The organism is Kouleothrix sp. (genome assembly GCF_046328425.1).
GTDB lineage: Bacteria > Chloroflexota > Chloroflexia > Chloroflexales > Roseiflexaceae > Kouleothrix.
This window is the reverse complement of sequence record NZ_JAXLWP010000030.1, coordinates 53,258-75,854: the sequence shown is the minus strand read 5'-3', so window position 1 is coordinate 75,854 and position 22,597 is coordinate 53,258. Positions and strand designations below refer to the sequence as shown.

General features: G+C 67.7%; 17 protein-coding genes. 9 read left to right on the top strand and 8 right to left on the bottom strand.

Annotated elements, in window-relative coordinates:
- Nucleotides 1-108: 108 nt before the first annotated feature.
- From asd to U0177_RS23635, 7 genes are all read right to left on the bottom strand, one after another.
- On the bottom strand, nucleotides 109-1,167 hold the full coding sequence (asd, locus tag U0177_RS23665; RefSeq protein WP_409573140.1) for an aspartate-semialdehyde dehydrogenase: 1,059 nt from the start codon (nucleotides 1,165-1,167) through the stop codon (nucleotides 109-111).
- Between the two features lie 122 nt (nucleotides 1,168-1,289).
- Nucleotides 1,290-1,838, bottom strand: a complete 549-nt coding sequence (locus tag U0177_RS23660; RefSeq protein WP_409573139.1) for an N-acetyltransferase family protein — start codon at nucleotides 1,836-1,838, stop codon at nucleotides 1,290-1,292.
- The gene (locus U0177_RS23655; RefSeq protein WP_409573138.1) at nucleotides 1,835-2,728 is read right to left on the bottom strand and encodes a DUF2785 domain-containing protein; all 894 of its coding nucleotides are present in this window, start codon (nucleotides 2,726-2,728) and stop codon (nucleotides 1,835-1,837) included. The genes U0177_RS23660 and U0177_RS23655 overlap by 4 nt, the downstream gene beginning before the upstream one ends.
- A 177-nt stretch (nucleotides 2,729-2,905) precedes the next feature.
- Nucleotides 2,906-3,919 carry an adenylosuccinate synthetase gene (locus U0177_RS23650; protein ID WP_409573137.1) on the bottom strand — a complete coding sequence of 338 codons (1,014 nt, stop codon included), beginning with the start codon at nucleotides 3,917-3,919 and terminating at the stop codon, nucleotides 2,906-2,908.
- Between the two features lie 218 nt (nucleotides 3,920-4,137).
- Complete coding sequence (locus tag U0177_RS23645) at nucleotides 4,138-5,538, bottom strand: aspartate kinase (RefSeq protein ID WP_409573136.1); 1,401 nt, start codon at nucleotides 5,536-5,538, stop codon at nucleotides 4,138-4,140.
- Nucleotides 5,539-5,961: 423 nt separating this feature from the next.
- On the bottom strand, nucleotides 5,962-7,002 hold the full coding sequence (gene thrC / locus U0177_RS23640) for a threonine synthase (RefSeq protein ID WP_409573135.1): 1,041 nt from the start codon (nucleotides 7,000-7,002) through the stop codon (nucleotides 5,962-5,964).
- A gap of 263 nt (nucleotides 7,003-7,265) precedes the next feature.
- A complete protein-coding gene (locus tag U0177_RS23635) occupies nucleotides 7,266-8,324 on the bottom strand; it encodes an STAS domain-containing protein (RefSeq protein ID WP_409573134.1) in 1,059 nt (352 codons plus the stop codon).
- 329 nt (nucleotides 8,325-8,653) lie between these two features.
- Between U0177_RS23635 and U0177_RS23630 the strand changes: the two genes are divergently transcribed.
- From U0177_RS23630 to U0177_RS23620, 3 genes are read left to right on the top strand one after another with little or no spacing between them, the layout of a single operon-like run.
- Complete coding sequence (locus U0177_RS23630) at nucleotides 8,654-9,880, top strand: MFS transporter (RefSeq protein WP_409573133.1); 1,227 nt, start codon at nucleotides 8,654-8,656, stop codon at nucleotides 9,878-9,880.
- Nucleotides 9,877-10,305, top strand: a complete 429-nt coding sequence (locus U0177_RS23625) for a phage holin family protein (protein ID WP_409573132.1) — start codon at nucleotides 9,877-9,879, stop codon at nucleotides 10,303-10,305. Before U0177_RS23630 ends, U0177_RS23625 begins: the two co-directional genes overlap by 4 nt.
- Nucleotides 10,295-11,788, top strand: a complete 1,494-nt coding sequence (locus tag U0177_RS23620; RefSeq protein WP_409573131.1) for an FGGY-family carbohydrate kinase — start codon at nucleotides 10,295-10,297, stop codon at nucleotides 11,786-11,788. Before U0177_RS23625 ends, U0177_RS23620 begins: the two co-directional genes overlap by 11 nt.
- Nucleotides 11,789-11,843: 55 nt before the next feature.
- On the opposite strand, the gene U0177_RS23615 is transcribed toward U0177_RS23620, so the two are convergent.
- A complete protein-coding gene (locus U0177_RS23615; RefSeq protein ID WP_409573130.1) occupies nucleotides 11,844-12,590 on the bottom strand; it encodes a 3-oxoacyl-ACP reductase family protein in 747 nt (248 codons plus the stop codon).
- Between the two features lie 313 nt (nucleotides 12,591-12,903).
- On the opposite strand from U0177_RS23615, the gene U0177_RS23610 reads away from it, so the two are divergent.
- The 6 genes from U0177_RS23610 (at nucleotide 12,904) to U0177_RS23585 (ending at nucleotide 22,597) form a co-directional block, all read left to right on the top strand.
- On the top strand, nucleotides 12,904-13,590 hold the full coding sequence (locus U0177_RS23610) for a response regulator transcription factor (RefSeq protein ID WP_409573129.1): 687 nt from the start codon (nucleotides 12,904-12,906) through the stop codon (nucleotides 13,588-13,590).
- 185 nt (nucleotides 13,591-13,775) lie between these two features.
- Nucleotides 13,776-14,711, top strand: coding sequence for a hypothetical protein (locus U0177_RS23605; RefSeq protein WP_409573128.1), 936 nt, complete (start codon nucleotides 13,776-13,778; stop codon nucleotides 14,709-14,711).
- Between the two features lie 214 nt (nucleotides 14,712-14,925).
- Nucleotides 14,926-16,008: a hypothetical protein gene (locus tag U0177_RS23600; protein ID WP_409573127.1), complete on the top strand. Its 1,083-nt coding sequence runs from the start codon at nucleotides 14,926-14,928 to the stop codon at nucleotides 16,006-16,008.
- Nucleotides 16,009-16,119: 111 nt separating this feature from the next.
- Entirely contained in the window at nucleotides 16,120-17,067 is a 948-nt protein-coding gene (locus U0177_RS23595; protein WP_409573126.1) for a protein O-mannosyl-transferase family, read from the top strand.
- Nucleotides 17,068-17,679: 612 nt separating this feature from the next.
- Complete coding sequence (locus U0177_RS23590) at nucleotides 17,680-21,021, top strand: carboxypeptidase regulatory-like domain-containing protein (RefSeq protein WP_409573125.1); 3,342 nt, start codon at nucleotides 17,680-17,682, stop codon at nucleotides 21,019-21,021.
- 58 nt (nucleotides 21,022-21,079) lie between these two features.
- Nucleotides 21,080-22,597: a hypothetical protein gene (locus U0177_RS23585; RefSeq protein ID WP_409573124.1), complete on the top strand. Its 1,518-nt coding sequence runs from the start codon at nucleotides 21,080-21,082 to the stop codon at nucleotides 22,595-22,597.

Below are 22,597 nucleotides of genomic sequence, written 5' to 3'. Positions count from 1 at the left end.
CACCTCTGGCTGGAAGAAAGACCAAAGACGAAAGACCAAGCCTGCTTGCGCCCTTCGTCCTTGGTCATTCGTCACCTCTGGCTTGCTGCGCCCTTCGTCCTTCGTCACCTACGAAACGATACCCGAGGAGGCAAGCAACTCGGCGTTGAGAAGCGCCCCGCCGGCCGCCCCACGGATGGTATTGTGCGACAGCACGACCATGCGCAGGTCGAGCAGGTTGCAGGGGCGCACCCGGCCGACGCTGGCGCTCATGCCTTTGCCGGCGTCGCGGTCGCGGCGTGGCTGCGGCCGGTCGGCCTCGGCGCGCACGATCACCGGGCGGGCCGGGGCGCTTGGCAGGCCGCGCACCTCGGGCGGCGCCGCGAAATCGGCCAGCGCGGCGATCGCCTCCTCGGGCGTAGGCTTGCGCGCGAAGCCGATCGAGAGCAGCGCGGTGTGGCCATCGATCACCGGCACGCGCGTCACCTGGGCGCTGATGCCGATCTGCGCCTCGCGCACGCGGCTCTCGCTCACCTCGCCCAGCAGCTTGAGCGGCTCGGTCTCGATCTTGGCCTCCTCGCCGCCATTGGCAATGTTCGGGACGATATTGTCGAGGATGTCGAGCGAGGCCACGCCGGGGTAGCCCGCGCCCGAGATCGCCTGCAGCGTGGCGGCGTGCACGGTCGCGACGCCGAACGCGTCGTGCAGCGGCTTGAGCGCCATCACGATGCCGATCGTCGAGCAGTTCGGGTTGGTGATCAGGCAGCCCTTCCAGCCGCGCTCAGCGCGCTGGTGATCGAGCAGCGCCAGGTGGCCGGGGTTGACCTCGGGGATGATCAGCGGCACGTCGGGGGTCATTCGGTAGGTCGATGCGTTCGAGCACACCGCCACCCGCTCGGCCCACAGCGGCTCGATCGCCACGGCCGCGTCGGTGGGCAGCGCCGAGAGCGCCAGCGCCACGTCGGCCACCTGCTCGCTGGGCTGTACGATCATGCGCGCAATCTCCGGCGGCGGCGCGTCGTCGAGCACCCAGCGCACCAGCTCGCCGTACGGCCGGCCGACGGTACGATCCGAGCCGGTGAGCGCGGCGATCTCGAACCACGGGTGGTCGGCCAGCAGCTGGATCATGCGCTGGCCTACGGCGCCTGTCGCGCCGAGAATGGCGATTGGGATCTTCTTGGATGGCACTGGATGTTCTCCTTGTGTTGCTGGTGGGCTGGGGCGGCAAAGCCGCCCCAGGCATCGTCTTACGCGGCTCTGGCAGAGCCATGCGAGGGCTGCAGGCCCTTCAAACCTTGCGCGAGCAGGATCTAAAGCCGCCGAACCATCAGAAGCTCATCGTAGAACTGGCCGCCATAGCCGATCGCCTCGGGGTCGACGCCGTACACTGTGAAGCCGTGGCGGATGTAGCAGCGGATCGCCGGCGTATTGCCGGTGGCGACTGCGAGCTTGGCTTGGCGCAGCCCGAGCTGGCGCGCCCACGCCAGGCAGCTCGCGAGCAGCGCGTCGGCGATGCCCAGCCCGCGCCACTCGGCCGCGACATACACGCCAACGATCAGGCCGGTGTGGCGATCCTTCGGGTCGTCAACGTCGCAGACAAGCGTGGTCATGCCCAGCAGCGCGCCGCCTGCCTCGGCGAGATACGTAATGCCGTGCGCGCCGCCGGCGCCCTGGCGCATGCGCTCGCGCCAGTGCTCGGGCGGCTTGGCCGCGCTCTGCGCGTAGTCGGCGCCGAAAGCCTCGGGGTGGTCGCGCAGCCCGCGCAGCCGCAGCTCGCGGTAGCTCTCGGCGTCGCCCTCGCGCGACGGGCGGATGGCAACTTCGCCGCGCGGTGTTGTGAGTGTATGCTGTCTCATCATATGGCTCGATAGAATGCCGGCTCAAGCCTGCGCGCGGCCTCGGCCAGCGCTGGCAAGAGGACATCGCGCACGCCAGGGGCACGCTCGAAGTAGGCCGGGTCGGGGTGGTAGCGCGGCACGCGGCTGCCAAGCAGCAGCTGCGAGTAGGTGCTGTGCAGAAACAGCTTGGTGTTATGCAGCGCGCTCGCCGCCTCGGGCGAAAAATCGCCCGCGCTCCAGAATGTGCTAGCAGGCGCTACAAGCCGCTCGATCCACTCGTTGAGTGCCTCCATGTCGAGCAGGTTGCGCCGCAAGATCGACAGCACCGCGCCGGCCAGGCGCTGATCTTCGCCATAGAGGTAGATGCTCGCCACCCGCGCGCCAACTTTATCGGCAATTGCGCCCAGCATGCGCGCGAGGTCGGCCGCCCCAACGAAGCGGCTGCGCGAAAGCACCCACAGCGTATCGGCTGTGTGCGCGGCCGTGTGCGCCCAGCCGCTTGCCCCGGTGTAGCCGCGCAGGTCGCGCTCGGCGGCGAGGTAGCTTAGCGCGCGGTCGAGCCACTCGCGCAGCTCGGCCTCGGCCAAAAATGGGTGCAGATTATCGCGTTCGAGTATTTCGTTGGCCACCAGCAGCGAGAAGCTGCGCAGAAACACTCTGTCGTCGCCCTGCTCGCCCAGGCCCACCTGCAGGTTCGCCGCCAGCTGGCCGAGCAGTGCGCGCAGCTCCGCAGGCGTGTAGCGTCCGCCGCCGATCCAGCTGTCGAGCAGCGGGTAGGCCAGCTCGTCGCGCAGCCACGGGTCGGGCGAGCCCAGGTAGCCAAGCAGCTCCTCGGTCAGGTCGGCCAACGCGTGGCCAGGCGGCAGCGCGGCGTCGCTAGCAAGTACGGCTTGCCAGAATGCGCGATCCATCGTGGTCTCCTTTGCAGGTGAGACGTGCCGCAGCGCCTAGGTGCGTCGCGCCGCAGCGCGTCTCTACGGTTGGGGAAGGTGGCGAGCGTTTGGCGCCCGCATCACCTTCCCCAATATTTCCCTCCCCTGCCAGAGAGGGGCCAGGGGTGGGGCTCCTCCAGGCCGCGCCCAGCGCGATCAGGCAGCCCGCAGGTCGACAATATGCTCGAACAGCTTGCCGGTCTCGACCATCGTCACCGGCGCGCCGGTGGCCTCCTCGACCTTGGCGATCAGCTCGAGCACCGGCTGCGTCAGCTCGGCGCGGCTCTTCGCGCCAGTCACCGCCGGGTCGTAGTGGTCGCAGAACGTCAGCGCGATCTCGGTTGGGCCGTTGAGCATCGCCGCGTAGCGCAGCATGTCCCAGGGGATCTCGGCGGCCTTGCGGCGCAGCCGGCCCGTCACCACGCCATACTCGGCGATGCCGCGCTGCTTGATCTCTTCGGCGTCGAGCTCGCCGGGCAGCGGGCCGGCGCCCACGCGCGAGGGCACCGCCTTGACCACCATCACCGCGCCGGCGATATGCCGCCAGCTCAGGCCCACATCGTCGGCGGCGGCCACCACCGTGCAGTTGCCCGAGGTGACGAACGGGTAGTCGGGCGAAAGCGCCAGCGACAGAAACGTGCCCTGCGAGCACTCGACCACCACCGTGTGGTCGCGCGCGGTGTCGTTGGCGATCTGGGCGATGTCGGCCAGGTACGGCTTAAGCTCGGGGATGTCTTTGGCCTGCGGCGCCTGGCGCAGCACAAAATCGGCCTGCGCGGCGCCCGAGCCGCTTTTGGTCGAGCCGACCGTCTCGCTCAGGTGCTGGCTGCCCTTCTCGCGCGCGATGTGCTCCTCGGTGATGATCGGGCAGCGGTAGTCGACCTGCACGCGCGTGTGCAGGCCGTAGCGCTCGACCTCGGCGGCGAATACGCGCGGATCGACGGCCACGCCCGAGCCGATGCCCACGGCGGTGCCGGCGTGCATAAAGCCGAGCGGCAGCTGGCGCGTGCGGATCGAGTTCTCTTCGGTGATATAGACGCTATGGCCGGCGTTGGTGCCGATCCCGGCGCGCAGGCACAGCGGCGCATTCTCGCGGCGCGAGAGATAGGCCGCAACCTTGCCCTTGCCCGAGTCGCCCCACAAGGCGTCGACGACGATGATTGCTCCCATTATTGAGATTTGCTCCTTGTTATTTTGCCACGAAGGCTCGAAGACACCAAGGATCTAGAACCATGTGGTTGTGAGCATGCTCTATAAAAACTTCGCGTCTTCGTGCCTTTGTGGCAAATGCTTAATCGCCACGGTTGGCGCGTTCAAACTGTGAGTGCGCCCGCGCTGCCAGCCGCAAACCTATCCCCGCCACTTGAAGGGCGGAGCACGAGGGAGTCCTAGATCGTCAAAGCGTGGATCGCGCGCACGGCCGCGTCGGCGTCGGCGCTCGACACCACCACGCTGATCGAGCACTCCGACGAACCCTGCGCGATCGCAACCACGTTGATATGGCGCTCGGCCAGCGTGCCGAACACCTGGCTGGCCACGCCGGGCGTCTCGCGCATGCCTGCGCCCACGGCGGTGACGATCACCACGTCGTCGCGCGCCCAGATCCGGTCGACATCGCGGCGCGCCAGCTCGTTCGCCAGGCCGTCTTCGAGCGAGTGCACCACTGCCGCTGAGGCGCTGAACGGCACCACGAAGCAGATGCTCTGCTCGGACGAAGCCTGCGAGATCATCAGCACGTTCGCGCCGACGCTGGCTACCGCGCCGAAGGTGCGCGCGGCCACGCCCGGCACGCCGATCATGCCGCGGCCCTCGACGGTGATCATGCTCATCGACTTGATCGCCGTCACCGCCTTGATCGCCCGGCCATTGGCCTCGGGCGCGCTCACCACTAGCGTGCCGGGGTGCGCGGCGTTGAAGGTGTTGCGGATGCGCAGCGGGATGCCGTGCTCGACGACCGGGCGGATGGTGCGCGGGTGCAGCACCTTGGCGCCGAAGTAGGCCAGCTCGCCCATCTCGGCGAACGAGATCGCCGGGATGACGCGCGCATCGGGCACCAGCCGCGGGTCGGTGGTCATCACGCCGTCGACATCGGTGTAGATCGCGACCTCGTCGGCGTCGAGCGCAGCCCCAATGATCGCGCCGCTGTAGTCGCTGCCGCCGCGGCCCAGCGTGGTGGTGGCGCCGCTCTCGGTGGCGCCGATGAAGCCGGTGACCACCGGCACGGCGCCGCGCTCGAGCAGCGGCAGCAGCCGCTCGCGCGTGCGCTCGCGCGTTTGCGGCTGGATCGGCACCGCGCTGGTGAAGTGCGGGCTGGTGATCACGAACTCGGTCGCGTCGATCGCCTCGGCGGCGATGCCGCGCGCGCGCAGGGCCGCGGCCACCAGGCGCACGCTCATGCGCTCGCCCAGGCTCGAGATCGCGTCGATCGCGCGCGGCGAGGCTTCGCCCAGCACCCCGACGCTATGGCACAGCAGCTCGAACTCGTCGATCAGCTGCTCGATCGGCCCGCGCGTCGCGGCCGCGTCGGCGCCGTCGGGCACAAGCTCGGCCAGCGCGGCGGCGTGCTTCTCGCGCAGGCTCGCGGCGATGCGCTTGTAGCTGGCCGCGTCGCCGGCGGCTGCGGTGCTCGCGCCCTTCAAAAGCAGGTCGGTCACGCCGCTCATCGCCGACACCACCACCACGGCGTGATCCCATGTCGCCAGGTGATCGCGCGTAATCGCCGCCAGCGCCGCAATCGCCGTGGCGTTGCCCACCGACGTGCCGCCAAATTTCATCACAAGCAGAGACATCGTTGCCCTTTTCATATCTACAGGTTACACAGATGATACAGATAGTGGTTTTAGAAGCTGTTTGAAAAGGGTGGTTTGGAGGGACGAAGTCCCTCCAGGTTTCCACTTGTTCTGGCGGGTGGCGGCCACATTCGTGGCCGCCACCCGCCAGAAAGTGCGAGGGGCATAGCCCCTCGCGCACCCCCTTTTCAAACAGGCTCTTAGGAGTTACGCACGTGCGCGATTCGGCTTCCTCGAGCGACGAGATTGAGCCTGCGGCAGCATGGTACGTGTTGGTCTTCTGTGTGCGGTTTTTCCGCGCTCCGCACGGAAAAACCGCACACGATACAGAGCATGGTACCGCTCTGCCGAAGGCTCAGCACGCTAACTGCGTAAGCCCCAGGTTTATTCATCCGCGTCATCTGTGAAATCCGAAAACTAACATCACCAGCCTAGCCACTTCACGATCGAGGCCATATCGGCGGCCACCGGCTCGGGCTTGGCAAACTGCTCGACCGCCAGGCCGGGATCTTTCAGGCCATGGCCGGTGAGCACCGCCACGTAGCGCGCGTCGCGCTCGGCGCGGCCCTGCTGCACGAGCATGCGCAGCCCGGCAACGCCTGCGGCCGAGGCCGGCTCGCAGAACACACCCTCGAGCCGCGCCAGGTCGCGCCACGCCGCGACGATCTGCTCGTCGCTCACCGCGTCGATCAGCCCGCACGATTCGTCGCGCGCCTTGGTGGCCAGCGGCCAGCTGGCCGGGTTGCCGATCCGAATCGCGGTCGCCACCGTCTCGGGGTGCTCGACCGGGCGGCCCAGCACGATCGGCGCGGCGCCTGCGGCCTGAAAGCCGAGCATGCGCGGGCGGCCGGCGATCTTGCCAGCCTCGGCGTAGCGGCAGAAGCCCATCCAGTACGCGCTGATATTGCCGGCGTTGCCGACCGGCAGGCACAGCGCGTCGGGCGCGCCGCCGAGCGCGTCGCAGATCTCGTAGGCCGCGGTCGTCTGGCCCTCGAGGCGGTGCGGGTTCACCGAGTTCACCAGCGTCACCGGGTAGCGGCCCGACAGCTCGCGCACGGTGTCGAGCGCCTGGTCGAAGTTGCCCTCGATCACCAGCAGCCGCGCGCCGTACATCAGCGCCTGGGCCAGCTTGCCGAGCGCGATCTTGCCTGCCGGCACCACCACGATCGCCTCAATGCCGGCGCGCGCCGCGTAGGCCGCCGCGCTGGCCGAGGTGTTGCCGGTCGAGGCGCAGATGATCGAGGTCGCGCCGGCTTCGAGCGCCTTGGCAACGGCCATGACCATCCCGCGGTCTTTGAACGAGCCGGTCGGGTTGGATCCTTCGAACTTGAGCAGCAGCTCGCGCACGCCCAGGCTTGCGGCCAGGCGTGGCGCGGCCACCAGCGGCGTATTGCCCTCGTTGAGGGTCAGCCGCGGCGTGCGATCGGTGACGGGCAGAAACTCGCGGTAGCGCTCTAGCAGCATACACTTCTCCGATGTACGGTTTGCGATTGCCGCGCCCCAATCCGCACATCGAGGCAATCGCAAATCGAAATTAAAAACGCCCCCGTCCTTTGCAGGAGGGGGCGCGCATCACTGAGCTTGGCTTTACTGGCCGGGTTCCCTCCCACACACAAACGCCGCGATGGTAGTCATCGCGGTAGTAGTGGTGGTAGTGGTATCGTGCCGGTCGTAGAGCATAGCAGTATCTCTATGTCGCAAGTGGCGCTACTATAACGGCAGTGCTGCTATCTGTCAAGTGGCGATGGCGCGGCAGCCGTGGCGCGCGCGAGGTCGAGCGCCTGCCCTAGGTCGCTGACGGTGTGGATGTTGTCGAGCGCCACGCCGAGGCCCACCAGCGTCTGCGCGATATTCGCGCTGATGCCGCTGATCAGAGTTTGCGCGCCCAGCAGCCGCACGGCCTGGGCGGTGTTCAGCAGCGCGCGCGCCACGGTGGTATCGATCATGCTGATCCCGGTGACATCCAGAATCACCGTGTGCGCGCGCTGGCGCGCGACCATGTCGAGCAGGCGGCGCTGGATCGCCACGACGCGCCGGCTGTCGAGGCTGCCGACCAGCGGCGTCACCAGCACATCGTGGCCGATCGAGATCACCGGCAGCTCGAGCGTCTGCACAAGCTCGAGCAGGCGGCGCTGCTCGGCGCTACGCGCCTCGGCCTCGGCGCGGGCAGCCTCGGCCTCGGCGCGGGCGGCCTCGGCCTCGGCGGCGCGGCGCTCGGCCAGCGCGATCGCGCTATCTTGCGCGGCGGTGTACCGGTCGGCGATCAGCCAGATCACGATCACGATCGCGCCGCCGCTCAGCGTCTTCACCACCTCGAGCGCCGGCCCGGCGTCGAGCTGGAACTGCTGCGGCTGCGGCAGGCCCAGCACCGCCATCGAGAGCAGCGCGCACACCAGCGCGACCATCAGCGTCACCAGGCGGTTGCCGCTGATGCTCACCAGCATCACCACGATCGTCAGCACGAGCGAGCCGATGATATTAAAGTTCGGCACCAGCAGCCACGCGCCGACGACCGTGATCACAAAGCCGGCGCTGATCGGCAGAACCGCCTGTCCAAGCGGCCGCGCGCGCAGCCAGATCAGGCTTAGCCCGCTGGTGGCGCCTACCATCAGCACCAGGCCGGCGAATGCGATCAGCGCATCGTTGGGAACAAACACGAGCAAGAGCAGGCAGAGCGCAATGAACGTGCCCGCCGCAAGCAAGATCAGCAGTGCCGCCGCGCGCAAGAACTGGCGGCGCATGTGCATCATGGAGGCGTCAGCCGGGGTATTGGCAACGTCGACCATACAGCATCCACATCCTCAAGGCGCATCTCGGGTAGATGCCGCCATTCACCACTTCCTGCCGAAGCGACGCGCTGACGAAATTTCATCCGCACTCCATAGCGCGGGGCTGTGAAGCCGCAGGCACCCAGGATATCAATCGACGCGCCAAAACGCGGAATCACGCAGCGGCGTAACTCCTCTTCGATTATACACGAAATAGATGCGCGGTGAGACGTATGCTGCGCGAGCGCATGCGCGCCGATCGTCTATACTATGCCTCGTGGTGGTACGAACGCGGGGTGGGTGGGGATGCAGTGAAGCATCGGCCATGGCCGGCAAGGGAGCAATCTGTGACGATCTCATCAGTGCGGGTGCGCGCCGCGTTCGCGCAGCTTTCACCGTCGGTCTGGCGCATTCTGGCGCATAGTATGCTGTTTGGGCTGGCAGCCAGCATCGCCGACCTGCTGTTCAACTTTTACCTGGTGAGCCTGGGCTACGCCAACGACACCGCCGGCCTGCTCTCGACGATCGCGCGCGGCGCCGGGCTGGTGCTGGGCGTGCCGGCCGGCCTGCTGATCGACCGGATCGGGCCGCGCCGCGCGCTGCTCAGCGGGCTGGCGCTGTTTATCGCGGCCTGGGTTGGCCTGCTGCTGGCGCGCTCGCTGCTGGCGCTGGCGCTGGCGCAGTTTGCCGTCGGCACGACGTACACGCTCGCCGTCACGGCGCTGACGCCGCTGATGGCCGGGGTGACGCATCCGGCGCAGCGCGCCCAGGTGTTCGGCTTCAACGCCTCGGCCAGCAATATCGTCGGGCCGCTCGGCAGCGTGATCGCCGGGCTGCTGCCGAACCTGGTGGCGTGGCTAATCGGCGGCGGCCCGCAAGACGTCGCGGCCTATCGCCTGGCGCTCGCCAGCTCGGTGCTGCTGACGGCGCTGGCGGTGCTGCCGCTGCTGCGCCCGCTGCCGCTGCTGGCGCTCGATCGCCCCGCGCGCGCTGCGACCGACCAGCCGGAGCGCGCGCTGCCATTCAGGCGGCTGCTACGCTTCGCGGGGGCCAGCGTCTTGCTGGGTATTGCCGGCGGGTGTATTCTGCCATTTCAAAACCTGTTTCTGCGCGCGCAGTTCGGCCTCGGCGACGCGGTGGTTGGCCTGGTGATGGCCGGCGCGACGCTTGGCCTGGGGGTGGGCGGGCTGATCGGCGGCACGCTCAGCCGCCGGCTGGGGATGCGGCGCGCGGCGGCCTGGCTGCGGCTGGCGGCTGCGCCGGCCATGCTGCTGTTTCTGGCGCCGGTGCTGCCGCTTGCGGTGGTCGGGTTCTTTCTGCGCGGCCTGTGCGTCGGCGCGAGCTTCCCGCTCAACGACGCGCTTGTGATGCACGCGACGCCACCGCGCCAGCGCGGCCTGGCCGCCAGCTTCATGAGCGTCATGTGGTCGGGCGGCTGGGCGCTGGCGTCGCTCGTCAGCGGCTGGGCGCAGCTGCGCTGGGGCTTCGCGCCGCCGATCGTCGTGGCGGCGGCCGCGTATGTCTGCTCGGCGCTGGCGATCGCGACGCTCGATATCGAGGAGGAGAAGCCATGATCCAACCAACCCCGCCGCCACGTTGGCAGCGCGCGCGCTCGCTGATCCTGCGCTGGCTGATTAGCACGCTGGCGATTTTCGCGGCGGTGTATGTCGTTCCGGGGATCGAGTTCGCCGGGCCGGGCTGGCAGCTTGGCATTGTCGCGGCCGTGTTCGGGCTGGTGAACCTGGCGCTGCGGCCGCTGCTGACGCTGCTCACCTGCCCGCTGATCATCCTGTCGCTCGGGCTGTTCACCCTGGTGATCAACGCGCTGATGCTGCTCGTCACCGCGCAGATCGCGGCCAGCTTCGGCGTGCAGTTTACGGTCGACCGCTTTTTCTCGGCGGTGCTTGGCGGCGTGGTGATCTCGCTCGTCAGCCTGCTGCTGAACGTGCTGGCCGGCGAGATCGCGCCGCCGGTGATGGTGATCCGCCGTGAGCGCTGAGCTGCTGCTTGGCATTGATGTCGGCACCACCAACTGCAAGGCGCTGGTGCTCGATGCGGCCGGCCGCGCGCTGGCCGTAGCGGCGGCGCCTACCCCGGCGCTGCGCCCGCGCCCCGGCTGGGTCGAGCACGACCCGGCGGCGCTGTGGGGCACGGTGGCCGGCGTTGTGCGCGCGGCGCTGGCTCAGGCCGGCGCCGGCCGTGTGCGCGGCGTGGCGGTGGCGAGCATGGCCGAGGCCGGGCTGCTGGTCGACTCGGCCGGGCAGCCGCTGCACTCGGTCATCTCGTGGGACGACAGCCGCAGCGACGAGCAGTACCGCGCCTGGCTCGATTCCTACGGCGCCGAGCGCTTCCGCGCGCTCGTGGGCAACCGCCCGAACCCGATCTTCAGCCTGTTCAAGCTGCTGTGGCTGCGCGAGCGCCTGCCGGCGGCCTACCAGTCGGCGGCGCGCTGGCTGCATGTGGCCGACTACATTGTGTTCCGGCTGTGCGGCGCGCAGGCCACCGACTACTCGTTGGCCACCCGCACCATGCTGTTCGACCTTGCGGGGCTGCGCTGGTCGGGCGAGCTGGCGGCGGCAGCCGGGCTGCGCGCCGATCTGCTGCCCGCGCTGCGCCCAGCCGGCGCGCGGCTGGGACTGGTTTCGGCCGCCGCCGCCGCCGACACTGGGCTGCCGCTGGGTGCGGCGGTGGCCTGCGCCGGCCACGACCACAGCTGCGGCGCGCTGGCGGCCGGCGTGTTCGAGCCGGGCGTGGCGCTTGACTCGATGGGAACCGCCGAGCCGGCGTTTCTGCCGCTTGCGGCGCTGCCCGCCAACCTGGCCGATCTGCCGGCGTGCTCGCTTGGCGCGCACGTGGTCGGCGGGCGCTACTACGCTGCCAAGGGCGTTCGCAGCTCGGGTGGAGCGGTGGCCTGGGCCGCGCAGGCGCTGGGCTTCGGCGGTGAGCACGCGCGGCTTCAGGCGGCCGCCGCGCAGGCGCGGCCCGGCAGCAGCGGGGTGCTGTTTCTGCCGCGCCTGGCGCCGATCGATCGCGGCGGCTTCGCGGGCCTCAGCAGCAGCGCCGGCCCGGCCGAGCTGGCGCGCGCGGTGTACGAGGGCCTGGCGTACGCCTGGCGCGCCAACCTCGAGCTGATCGAGCAGGCCGCCGGGGCGCGCGCCGCCGAGATCCGGGTGATTGGCGGGGGCAGCCAGGCCGCGCTGTGGCTGCAGATCAAGGCCGACGTGCTGGGGCGCGAGCTGCACGTGCTCGAGCTGCGCGAGAGCGTGGCACTCGGCGCGGCGCTGCTGGCCGGCGTCGCGGCCGGCCTGTACTGCGACGAGCGCGCCGCCGCTGCGCGGCTCGATCTGCGGCGGCGCGTGGTGCAGCCCGACGCGGCGCGCGCCGCGTTCTACGGCCAGTGCTACCGCGAAGCCTACCTGCCGCTCGAGCAGGCGCTCGGCGGCCTCGGCGCGGCGTTTGGCCGGCTGCCGCCAGCGCCGTAACGCTTGTCTGCGGCGCGGGAAGCACCCGAGGCGCCGCTTCCTGCCCGGCAGCCTCTCAGGGCATCACCCAGCCGCCGTCGATCGCCAGCACCTGGCCGGTGATATAGGCTGCCGCAGGCGAGAGCAGAAACGCCACTGCCGGGGCTACCTCCTCGGGCGTGCCAAAGCGGCCGAGCGCAATCGCGTCGACAGCCCACTGGCGCAGCGCCGCCGGCACGCCCGCCAGCATCTCGGTTTCGATATAGCCCGGCGCCACAACATTGGCGGTTACGCCGTCGCGCGCCGCCTCGCGCGCCAGCGCGCGGGTGAGCCCCACCAGGCCGGCCTTGGCGGCGGCGTAGTTCACCTGCCCGACATTGCCGGCCAGGCCCGCCAGCGAGCCAATGTTCACGATCCGGCCGTAGCCGCGCGCGCGCATAGGCCCGAGCGCGGCCTGGCAGCACAGAAACACGCCGGTCAGGTTCGTGTCGATCACCGCGCGCCATTGCGTTTCTTTCATCCGCATCATCGGGGCGTCGGCCACGATCCCGGCGTTGTTCACCAGCATGTCCAGCTGGCCCCAGCGGCCCAGGCAGGCGTCGATCATGCCGGCGACGGCGGCTTGATCGGCGACGTCGGCGCGATGCGCGAACGCCGCGCCGCCGCTGGCCACGATCTGCTGCGCCACGGCCTCGGCCGCGCCAGCGCTGGCCTGGTAGTTCACCAGAACGCGCGCGCCCTGCAGGGCCAGCTCGAGCGCGATCGCGCGGCCGATCCCGCGCGCGCCGCCGGTGACAATAGCGACCTGACCCGTAAGCGACATCACCGCGGTTGCTCCTTGGCTTCAATCGGCACTGCCGGGCGGCAGGCTGGCCTTCTGATTATACTACGCCCCGCCGCCGGGCACGGTGAATATGCGTTTATGCGCCGGCCGGTGCGCCGTTCATCGCCAATTCATATCGCCGGTGTAAGATCAAATCCGAAGGACGGGTGTGGTTGTCGGTGCGGCCGGGCGGCGAAAGCTGCTCGGCCGCATCGACTCTCAGGCCCGTCGCGCTTTGCGGCCAGAGTTGCGCCACGCGCCGTAGGCTGCTACAATGCGTTGCATCAGCGCCACCACAAGTGTATGTTTGCCTATGTCGCACATTCTGATCGTCGAAGACGAAACCGAGATCGCAGGCTACCTGCGCCGCGGGCTGGTGTTCGAAGGCTTCAGCGTCGAAATCGCCGCCAATGGCGTGGCCGCGCTGGCGGCGGCGCGTGAGCGCCCGCCCGATCTGGTTGTGCTCGATATCATGCTCCCCGGCGTCGACGGCCTTGAGGTGGCGCGCCGGCTACGCACCGCCTCCGATGTGCCGATCATCATGCTCACCGCGCGCGATGCCGTGCCCGACCGTGTGGCCGGGCTCGAGGCCGGCGCCGACGATTACCTCGTCAAGCCGTTTGCCTTCGAAGAGCTGCTGGCGCGTATTCGCGTCCAGCTGCGCCGCCGCCAGCGCGACGAGCAGAGCACGGTGCTGCGCTACGGCTCGCTGACTATGGACACCGCCGCGCACGAGACGCACATCGGCCAGCGGCGCGTCGAGCTGACGGCCAAAGAGTACGAGCTGCTCGAGCTGTTTCTGCACCACCCGCAGCAGGTGCTCACGCGCGAGGTGATCTACGATCGCGTCTGGGGCTACGACTTCGGCGGCGAGAGCAATATCATCGAGGTGTATGTGCGCTACCTGCGCCAGAAGCTCGAAGCCGCCGGCGAGCCGCGCCTGATCCATACCGTGCGCGGCGTCGGCTATATCTTGCGCGAAGATAGCGTGGCTGCGTAGGTAGCCGCCGGAACATACGCCCTGGCCGGCGCCGCGAGCTGGTTGCGCCTGCCTTTCGGGCACCCATTGACAAAAACTTCATCTTCTGGCCTCTCTCTGTCACACACTCGTAATCTCCTGATCTCGGTAGCAACCCCGCGCGCGTGCTATCCTTTTTTCCCATTGGAAAAAGGTAGCGCGTACGTATGGATCAACCAATTCACCCCGCCCGAACGCCTTGGCAGCTCGCCCGCCTGCTGCTGATGCTCATGGTCTGTGGCGTCGCCGCCGGGCTGCTGATCTGGGCCGGCCAGTTTGCCGCAGTGGCGCTGGTGCCGCTGGTGTTCGCGCTGCTGCGCGCGCTTGAGGCGCGCGACCGGCGCGCGCGCGTGCTGGCCCGTCGCATCGCCGACTCCGAGCAGCTCGCGAAGGTCGAGGTGCCTGGTGGCGCCTGGGGCGACCTCGCGCGCGCGGTGAATGGCCTGCTGCAGGAGCGGCTGGTCGAGCAGCGGCTGCGCGAGGCGCTGCCGGCGCCGCTGCCGCTGGATGCGCTGCAGTCGCTGCTTGGCGGCGATGCGCTTTCGCAGGGCCGCGCCTGCCAGGTGGCCGTGCTGCTGGTGGGTGCGCCGGTGCGCGCCCCGGCCTGGGAGGGTGGCGTGCGCCGCACCGGCATGCTCGCCTGGCAGGTGCTGGCCGCCGCCACACACGACGCAGCGCAGCACTATGGTGCGCTGCTCCAGCCCTGCGGCGACGCCGTAATGCTGGTGTTCGGCGCGTTCGAAGAGCGGCCGGCGCAGTCGGCGCTGCGCGATGCGCTCGCCGCGGCCGATCGGATCAAGCGGCGCTGGCACGACGACATGGCGAACGCGAGCCCGCTGGCGCTGGCGCTCGCCAGCGGCTACGCCCTGGCCGCCGCGCTGCCCGGCCTGGGCTTCTCGGTGGTGGGCGCGCCGGTCGAGCAGGCGGTGGGCTTGCAGCAGCTGGCGCTGCGCGCGCGCCGCTTTGGCCTGATGTGCAGCGAAGAAGCCTACCAGGCACTGCGGCTCGACCCTGGCGCCGAGTGGCAGCCCACCGATCTGCGGGTTGCGCTGGCGAATCGCCCGCCGCAGGTGGTGTATCGCTGGGGCGCCGGCGCATCCTGAGAGTGCTCATACCAAATTCGCTTGATTACTGACACTTTGGTGGGGGTTTGGGGGCGGCGAAGCCGCCCCCAAATTTTCTTAGAGCCTGTTTGAAAAGGGGGTGCGCGAGGGGCATAGCCCTCAAAGGGTTTCACTTGACAAAAGGAGGTGGTCAGGACGCCAACTTTTGGTATGATCACGCGTGCCAAGACCTGATCAGCCAAAGGAGGAATCCATGCCCACCTCACCGCTGTATGATAGCACGTCCCAGCAGTTGACCGCGCAGCTGCCAAATGCGCTCGCCAGCCAGATCGAAACCCTGGCGTTGCTGGTGGTCGCGAGTAGCCAAAGTGTCTCGGCCCAAATTGGGAAACTTGCCCGAGCGATGCCGCTGGACACCACCCAAGCCGCCAAAGAACAACGCATTCGGCGCTTGCTCGATAACGAGCGTATCACGCAGGAGGAACACTATCAGCCGGTCGCCAAACTGGCGCTCCACGGCTTGAAAGGGCAGCGGGTGCAACTGCTGATCGACCGCGTCCTGCTGCGCGATATCCACAACATTCTGGTGGTAAGCATCGGTTTTCGCCGACGCTCGCTCCCATTGGCCTGGCTTGCGTTGCCCCATCGCGGACAGAGTGGATTGGCTGACCAAAAGAAGCTTCTGGGCTCCGCGCTGGCGCTGTTGCCCGAACGGGTGCGCGTGAGCATCCACGGCGATAGTGAGTTCCGCAGCCAGGAGCTGTTTGCCTGGGTGCGCGAGCGCGGCCATGATGGTTTGTTGGGCATCCCTGGGCACACGCTGCTCGCGCTCACCCCAGATGGTGATGCGACGGCGCTTTCGAAGTGGCTGCCCAATCGCGACACGGTTGCCTATCTCAATGGCGTGTATCTGACCGAGGAACGCATTGGGCCGGTGAATATCCTGGCTTGGTGGGCCAAAGATACCGAGGGCAAACCAATCGTGCATGCGGTGATGACAAACCTGCCGGCGAATTGGCAGACCTACCGGCTTGGCAGTCGGCGCATGTGGATCGAGACGGTCTTTCGTGACTGGCAGAGCGGGGGCTTTCACCTGGATGAGAGCGGCGTCACTGACCGCGAGCGGTTTGCGCGATTGTTGCTGCCACTGGTGATTGCATATGTGTGGCTGGTCGCAGTCGGGCGCTGGGTCGTAAAGCGTGGCTACCGTCATTTGGTCGATGATGGTGCGGCGCGCAGCTGGAAGTACAGCCTGTTTCAGATTGGTGTGGCCTGGAAGGAGCGCTTGGGGAGTTACACCCAAGCGCTGCCAATGGTCTGGATTCTGTACCGGTAATCCTCCCATGGACTGATACCCTTTGAGGCCGCACAGGCCCCGAAACAGCCACGAATAGGGGGCGCGAAGCCACCCAACAAAACCACCCATCGCACGAAACACACACAAACCATGCAAACACCACCACCCAGCACCCCAACGCGCGCCGCGCGCCGCCCGGCGTGGCCCATCGCCCCAGCGCTGATCGTCGTCGTGCTGGGCGCGCTGTACCTGCGCACCCTGGCGCCCGGCGTCACCTGGGCCAACGAGGCCGCCGACAGCGGCGACCTTATCGCGGCCGCCGCGACGCTTGGCGTGGCGCACCCCAGCGGCTACCCGGCCTACCTGCTGCTCGCGCGGCTGTTTATGCTGCTGCCGATTGGCGACCTCGCCTTCCGCGCCGGGCTGCTCTCGGTCGCCGCCGGCCTCGGCGCGGCGCTTGGCGTCTACGCGGCCGTCCGCGCGCTCGCCGCTGTGCCCGGCTGGCGCGGCGAGGTCGCCTCCGCCGGCGCCGCGCTGATCTGCGGCCTCGCGCCGATGCTCTGGTCGCAGGCGGTGGTGGCCGAGGTGTACGCGCTGAACGCAATGTTCGTGGCGCTGCTGCTCTGGTTCATCGCCGAGCCGGCGCGCACGCGCCGCGCGCTGGCCGCGCGCGGGCTGGTGGCCGGCCTGGCGCTCGGCAACCACCTTACGTCCGGCTTGGTGGTGGCGGCGTGGCTGGTCGCGGCGCTCGCGCGCGCGCCGGGGGGGCTGGCGCCGCGGAAACCAGCACCGAGCACTTCTTCAAAGAGCACCAGTGGGGCTACGGCACCACGCGCGCTGGCCGGCTGCTGCGCTACGAGGTGCGCCACCCGTTCTGGCACGTCTACCTGCTGCGCTCCTTCCGCCTCGACCTCGATTGGGGCCGCGTGTATGGCCCCGGAGTGGCGCACCTCGGCCAGGCCCAGCCTTGCTCCGCAGTTCTGGCGGCTGGCTCGGCGGTGCAGGTGTTCTTCGGCGGCAGCCCCGCCTAGCGCTTCCTCAAGGCGCCACCCTCAGAGGCTGCCTGAAAGCCTGTTTACCATTACCAACTTCGTTTGATTACTTGTGTTTCTGTGCGCGCCGGCAAGCCGGGCGCCGCACAAGAAAAAGAAATTTGGGCGGCGAAGCCGCCCCCAAACCCTCCATGAAGCAAGTGAACAGCCGGTAGTATCGGCAAGTAATTTCGTTCGTATATAGTATTTTTCCTAATAAATACTATTGTGAACATGTTGAAAAGAATAAACGACGTAAATATTCTAGAGCAAAAATATCAAATTCAACGATCGTACGCTACTAAAACATAGCTGTACAGTTAATAATACGACCAGTATCAATACGAGAACCAAGCGCACGCAAATGCCCCTCGGGCGCTGTGTTAAGCCTCTATTATGCGCCACAACGCCATGGCCTCAGGCGTCGGGCGTGGTAGCCTAGCTCTATCTTTTCCGTCATTCCTCGCTGTTCCGGCGTCACGGATTATTCATCGGCAACCCGCATAGTATCTTCATTCAGCAACATGTGTTTGCCCGATCGAAACGCCAGCATGTGCCCACTGGCTTTGATCTTCGTGTTGCAAAATATAAGCTGTAGCAATTAGTGATACATGCTCGCAGCGCAACAGTTTGAGTCAATCAACTACCCAACACAACCTCATCAGGTAAGGAGTAACGCGTGCATCGCAGTTTCAATCTAACCCGACGACCTTGGCCGATCGTGTGCGCGCTGGCTTTTGTGCTGAGCCTGGCGCTGCCACACGTCGGGCAGGTGCTGGTGGCGCGCGCCAATGTAGCGCCGGCGCCGCCAGCGGTAGACGACCCGCGCGCCACCACTGGCGAGTGGGCGCCAGTGATCAACTGGGGCATCTTCGGCAAACACATGGCCATGCTGCCCAATGGCAAGGTACTGGCCTGGCCAACTGGCCAGGATGCGTTTGTGTGGGATCCGGCCACGCAAACCAAGGTGGCTGTGCCGGCGAACTTTGGCGACCTGCACTGCGCCGCGCAGACATTTCTCTCCGACGGGCGCGTGATCGTCGCCGGCGGCGTGATTGTCTCGCCGCACGACGGCATCACCGTCACCGCGATCTTCGACCCCGCTACCAACGAGTGGTCGAATATGCAGCCGATGCACTACCCGCGCTGGTATGGCACCACTACGCGCCTGCCCGACGGCCGCATTCTGGCCAGCTCGGGCGATATGCCCGGCGGTGGCCGCGCCAACATCCCCGAGATCTACGACCCTGCCACCAACGTCTGGACGCTCCTGCCCAACAGCGCGTTCAAGGATCTGGGCCTGTACCCGCAGATGTTCGTGCTGCCCAACGGCAAGGTGTTCAAGGCTGGCACCTCGACGAGCACATTTCTGCTTGATCCTGCCGCCGGCACCTGGGCGAACGGCCCCACCAACTCGTTCGGCAGCAGCGGCTACGCCGAGTCGTCGGCGATGTATTCGCCCGGCAAGATCATTCGCTCGGGCGGCAACGATCCCTCGATCACCGACACGGCGACGATCGACATGACCGCAGCCAACCCGCAGTGGAAGAAAGTGCAGTCGATGCACTTCCCGCGCCGGCGCCACAATATGGTCATCCTGGCCGACGGCGAGGTGATGGCGGTTGGCGGCACGCGCTCGGCCGACGACCTGGGCGATGGCGTGCTCACCGGCGCGGTGTACGAGGGCGAGATCTGGAACCCGGCTACCGAGCAGTGGACTGTGACCGCCAGAATGACGGATGATCGCATGTATCACTCGGCTGCCATTCTGCTGCCCGACGGCCGCGTGCTCACCAGCGGCGGCGAGTACAATGGCCGCTACACTGCCCAGATCTTTTCGCCGCCCTACCTGTTCAAGGGCGCGCGCCCCAGCATCACCAGCAACCCCGATACCCTGACCTACGGCGGCGGCTTTAACATCGGCGTGAATATCACCGACGGCTCGACCATCCAGGGCGTCGCGCTGATTGGCCTGAACGCCGTGACCCACGCCTTCGACCACAACCAGCGCTACGTTCCGCTGTCGTTCACGCAGTCGGGCAGCACGCTGAATGTGGTGGCGCCGCCCAGCGCCAACTACGCGCCGCCTGGCTTCTACCAGCTGCTGGTGAAAGATAGCAAAGGCGTGCCTTCGGTAGCCAAGATCGTACGCATCGACTCAAGCGCGAACCTTACGCCCGGCAGCGTCAGCGGCAAAGTTACCGACGGCAACGGCGACCCAGTCAGCGGCGTGAGTGTATCGTACGCGGGCGACACCACCACCACCGACGTCGACGGCATCTATACGCTGGGCGACATCACCCCCGGCGAGGTGCAGCTGACGTTCGCCAAAAACGGCTTTGCCACGGTGAAGCGCAACCAGCCGGTCGGCGGTGGCGCCAAAGTGACGCTGGACGTGGTGCTCACGCCACCTGGCACGATCGCCGGCAAAGTCACCGATAGCTCCACTGGCCAGGGCATCGCCGGCGCGATCGTCACCTATGTCGGCGGCACGGTCGCGGCCGACGCCAACGGCAACTACACCATCGCCGACATTCCCTCGGGCAGCCAGACGATCAGCGCGGCGGCGACCGGCTACAACAGCAGCGCCGACCAGCCGGTCGCGGTTCCGGTGAACGCCACCGTCACGACGAACATCGCGCTGACGCCCAAGCCAACGTTTGTGGCCGGCGAGGCCCACGACAGCGTGACGCTGCAGATCGTGCCGAATGCGACGGTGAAGATCGGCCCGTACACCACCAGCACCGACAACACCGGTCGCTACCTGATCGATGTTCCGCCCGGCACCTACGACATGACGGTCTCGAAGGCAGGCTACAAAGACTACGCCAACCCGTCGGTGGTGGTCACATTCGGCTCGTACACTGCAGTCGACCCGGTGATGGTGCCGCTGAGCGCACCGCTGCAGTTCGCGCCCGTGGCCGACGCGTATGTCTCCTCGGCGGCGCCTACCAGGAACTACGGCACCGACGTTGCCCTGCGTGTGAATGGCGGCGCGACCGCGTACACCAGCTACCTGCGCTTCAACGTCGCCGGCCTTACCAATGCTGTACAGAGCGCTAAGCTGCGCCTGTACGTGACCGACGCGAGCGCCAAAGGCGGCAACCTGTACGTGGCGCCCGATCGCTTCAAAGACGACTCGGGGCCGTGGACTGAGGCCGGCATCACGCTTAACACCGCGCCGGTGCTTGGCTCGACTGCGCTAGTGAGCAACACCACCGCAGTGGCGCTCAACACCTGGGTCGAGTTCGACGTGACCAGCGTAGTGCGCGACAATGGCACGTTCAACTTCGCGCTGAAGACCGCCGCCACCGACTCGCTGCGCTACAGCTCGCGCGAGGGCACCAACCCGCCGCAGCTGGTGATCGCGACGAGCGACCAGGCGCTGACGACGATCAGCGGCTTCAGCCCGGCCAGCGGCACAGTTGGCACGCCGATCACGATCAGCGGCACCGGGCTCAACCGCGTCACGAGCGTGTCGTTCAACGGCACGCAGGCCATAAGCATCACCGGCCAGTCGGCCGGGCAGCTCGTGGTGCAGGTGCCGGCCGGCGCCACCACCGGTAAGATCGTGCTCAGCACGGCCACCGGCGACGCCACCACCGCCACCAACTTCACCGTGCTGGCGGCCGCGCCCGATCTGGCGGTGAGCAGCTTCAGCCCACCGGCTGGCGCGGCCGGCACCGAAGTGACGGTCAGCGGCTCGGGCTTCACCGGCGTGACCGGAGTGCTGTTCAATGGCACGCCGGCCAGCAGCTTCACGGTCGACTCGCTCACCTCGCTGCGGGCGATCGTGCCGCAGGGCGCCAGCACCGGCAAGATCACCGTGACGACCGCGGCCAAGCAGGCGCAGAGCACCGACGGCTTCACGGTGTCGAGCGGAACGGCCACCAAGGTGTACGTGCCGCTGGCAGCGGCGCCGGCCGCAGCCGCCCGGCAGCCGCAGTTTACCGACCAGCCGCTGAGCTGGAAGCCGGCGTATGGCTCGAAGATCTTCCTCTGCGATCTGGGCCTGGCCTAGCATCGCACTATTGGCGCGGGGGCGACGCAGCCGCCCCCGCGCACCATGCAACTGCCATATGAAAAAAAATCAGCAGCCGCTCAGCCGGCGCGCGTTCCTCCGACGCGCGGCCGGCCTTTCCATCGGCGCGATCAGCGCACGCGGCATCTATAGCTTTCTCGATACTGTCGCGGCGTTTGAGCGCCCGGCAGCCAGCACGACCGCCACCGCGCGCCGCCAGGAGCAGTACCTGGTCGACGACGTCGAGACGATTGTCGACAATGGCGTGAAGGTGATCATTCCGCCGCTGTACCACGAGATCATCACCGCCAGGTTGGCTTTCGCTCCCGGCGCGGCCGCGCTGATCGCGGCCCAGGGCCGGCTCGAAGCCGCGCTGCGGCTGGTCGAGGCGCCCTACGCGCCGACGCCGGCCGGGCTGACGCTGGTGGTGGGCTGGGGGCTGCCGTACTTCCGCAGCTACCTCGCCGCCGACCTGGTCGAGCGGATGCTGCCGACCGACCTGCAGTACTCGGCCGCCACCGGCAAGCGCCAGCCGGTGTTGCTTGACGCGATCCGCTTCCCTGGCGACCGCGACGAGATGCTGGTGGAGCAGAACGCGGTGGTGTTTTTGTTCCGCAGCGATAGCCAGGCGACGGTCGCGGCGGCCGAGCGGGCGCTCTTCGAAGACGAAACCAGCCCGGCGTACGTGGGCGACCTGTTCGCGCTCACCAGCGTGCGCAAGGGCTTTGTGGGGCGCGGCTTCGACTCGCGCAGCATCGCCAAGCAGCTGGCGCTGGCCGCGAACATCCCCGGCGCCGACCAGATCCCCGACCAGGCCCAGCTGATGATGGGCTTTACCAGCACGCAGCACGGCGCGCTCGCGCCGGGCAACCTGGTGAGCTTCGAGACGGTGCCCGGCGCCACCGACCAGTGGCCGAACGGCTACTTCGTGGGCGGCTGCTGCATGCACCTGTCGCAGCTCTTCAGCGACCTGGCGCAGTGGTATGGACGCTTCACCCCGGCCGAGCGCGTGGCGCGCATGTTCTCGCCGCGCACCTTTGCCGGCCCGAATGTTGTCACCATCCCCAACGACGCGGCGCACCGCTCGAGCCTGGCGGATGTGGTGCAGGATGCCGCGAGCTACAGCCTGCTGGGCCACAACGCCACGCTACAGCAGGCCAACCGCCTCGCCGCCGACATCGTCGACAACTACGGGCGCGCATGGCCGGCCGGCACGCCGATCTCGCTGCGCGACGACTTCAACACGCTCGACAACCCATTCGCGTGGACTTCGAACCCCGACCTGGATCAGTATAGCGCGGTGCCGGCCGCCGGGCTGCACTTTGTGTCGTTCACAGCCACCAGCCAGCAGTTTCACGCCATGCGGCTAGCAATGGCCGGGGTAATGCCCGACGGCACGAATTTGCGCGCGTCGCCGTACAATATCGCCGATACCGCCAATGGCATCAACCAGGTGATTCGCGCGATGCACCGCCAGAATTTCTTGATCCCGCCGCGCGCACGCCGCTCGTTCCCGCTGGCCGAGCTGCAGGCCGGCGTCAACCACCAGTATGTGCCGCTGGCTGGGGCAGTGTAG

What these genes read in the sequence shown, in the direction of transcription:
- U0177_RS23655 (WP_409573138.1), bottom strand. Translation starts at nt 2,728, where the DNA reads ATGGATCGCGCATTCTGGCAAGCCGTACTTGCTAGCGACGCCGCGCTG.
- U0177_RS23650 (WP_409573137.1), bottom strand. Translation starts at nt 3,919, where the DNA reads ATGGGAGCAATCATCGTCGTCGACGCCTTGTGGGGCGACTCGGGCAAG.
- U0177_RS23615 (WP_409573130.1), bottom strand. Translation starts at nt 12,590, where the DNA reads ATGTCGCTTACGGGTCAGGTCGCTATTGTCACCGGCGGCGCGCGCGGG.
- U0177_RS23595 (WP_409573126.1), top strand. Translation starts at nt 16,120, where the DNA reads ATGCAAACACCACCACCCAGCACCCCAACGCGCGCCGCGCGCCGCCCG.
- U0177_RS23585 (WP_409573124.1), top strand. Translation starts at nt 21,080, where the DNA reads ATGAAAAAAAATCAGCAGCCGCTCAGCCGGCGCGCGTTCCTCCGACGC.
- U0177_RS23625 (WP_409573132.1), top strand. Translation starts at nt 9,877, where the DNA reads ATGATCCAACCAACCCCGCCGCCACGTTGGCAGCGCGCGCGCTCGCTG.
- thrC (WP_409573135.1), bottom strand. Translation starts at nt 7,002, where the DNA reads ATGCTGCTAGAGCGCTACCGCGAGTTTCTGCCCGTCACCGATCGCACG.
- U0177_RS23660 (WP_409573139.1), bottom strand. Translation starts at nt 1,838, where the DNA reads ATGATGAGACAGCATACACTCACAACACCGCGCGGCGAAGTTGCCATC.
- U0177_RS23635 (WP_409573134.1), bottom strand. Translation starts at nt 8,324, where the DNA reads ATGGTCGACGTTGCCAATACCCCGGCTGACGCCTCCATGATGCACATG.
- U0177_RS23645 (WP_409573136.1), bottom strand. Translation starts at nt 5,538, where the DNA reads ATGTCTCTGCTTGTGATGAAATTTGGCGGCACGTCGGTGGGCAACGCC.
- U0177_RS23610 (WP_409573129.1), top strand. Translation starts at nt 12,904, where the DNA reads ATGTCGCACATTCTGATCGTCGAAGACGAAACCGAGATCGCAGGCTAC.
- U0177_RS23600 (WP_409573127.1), top strand. Translation starts at nt 14,926, where the DNA reads ATGCCCACCTCACCGCTGTATGATAGCACGTCCCAGCAGTTGACCGCG.
- U0177_RS23605 (WP_409573128.1), top strand. Translation starts at nt 13,776, where the DNA reads ATGGATCAACCAATTCACCCCGCCCGAACGCCTTGGCAGCTCGCCCGC.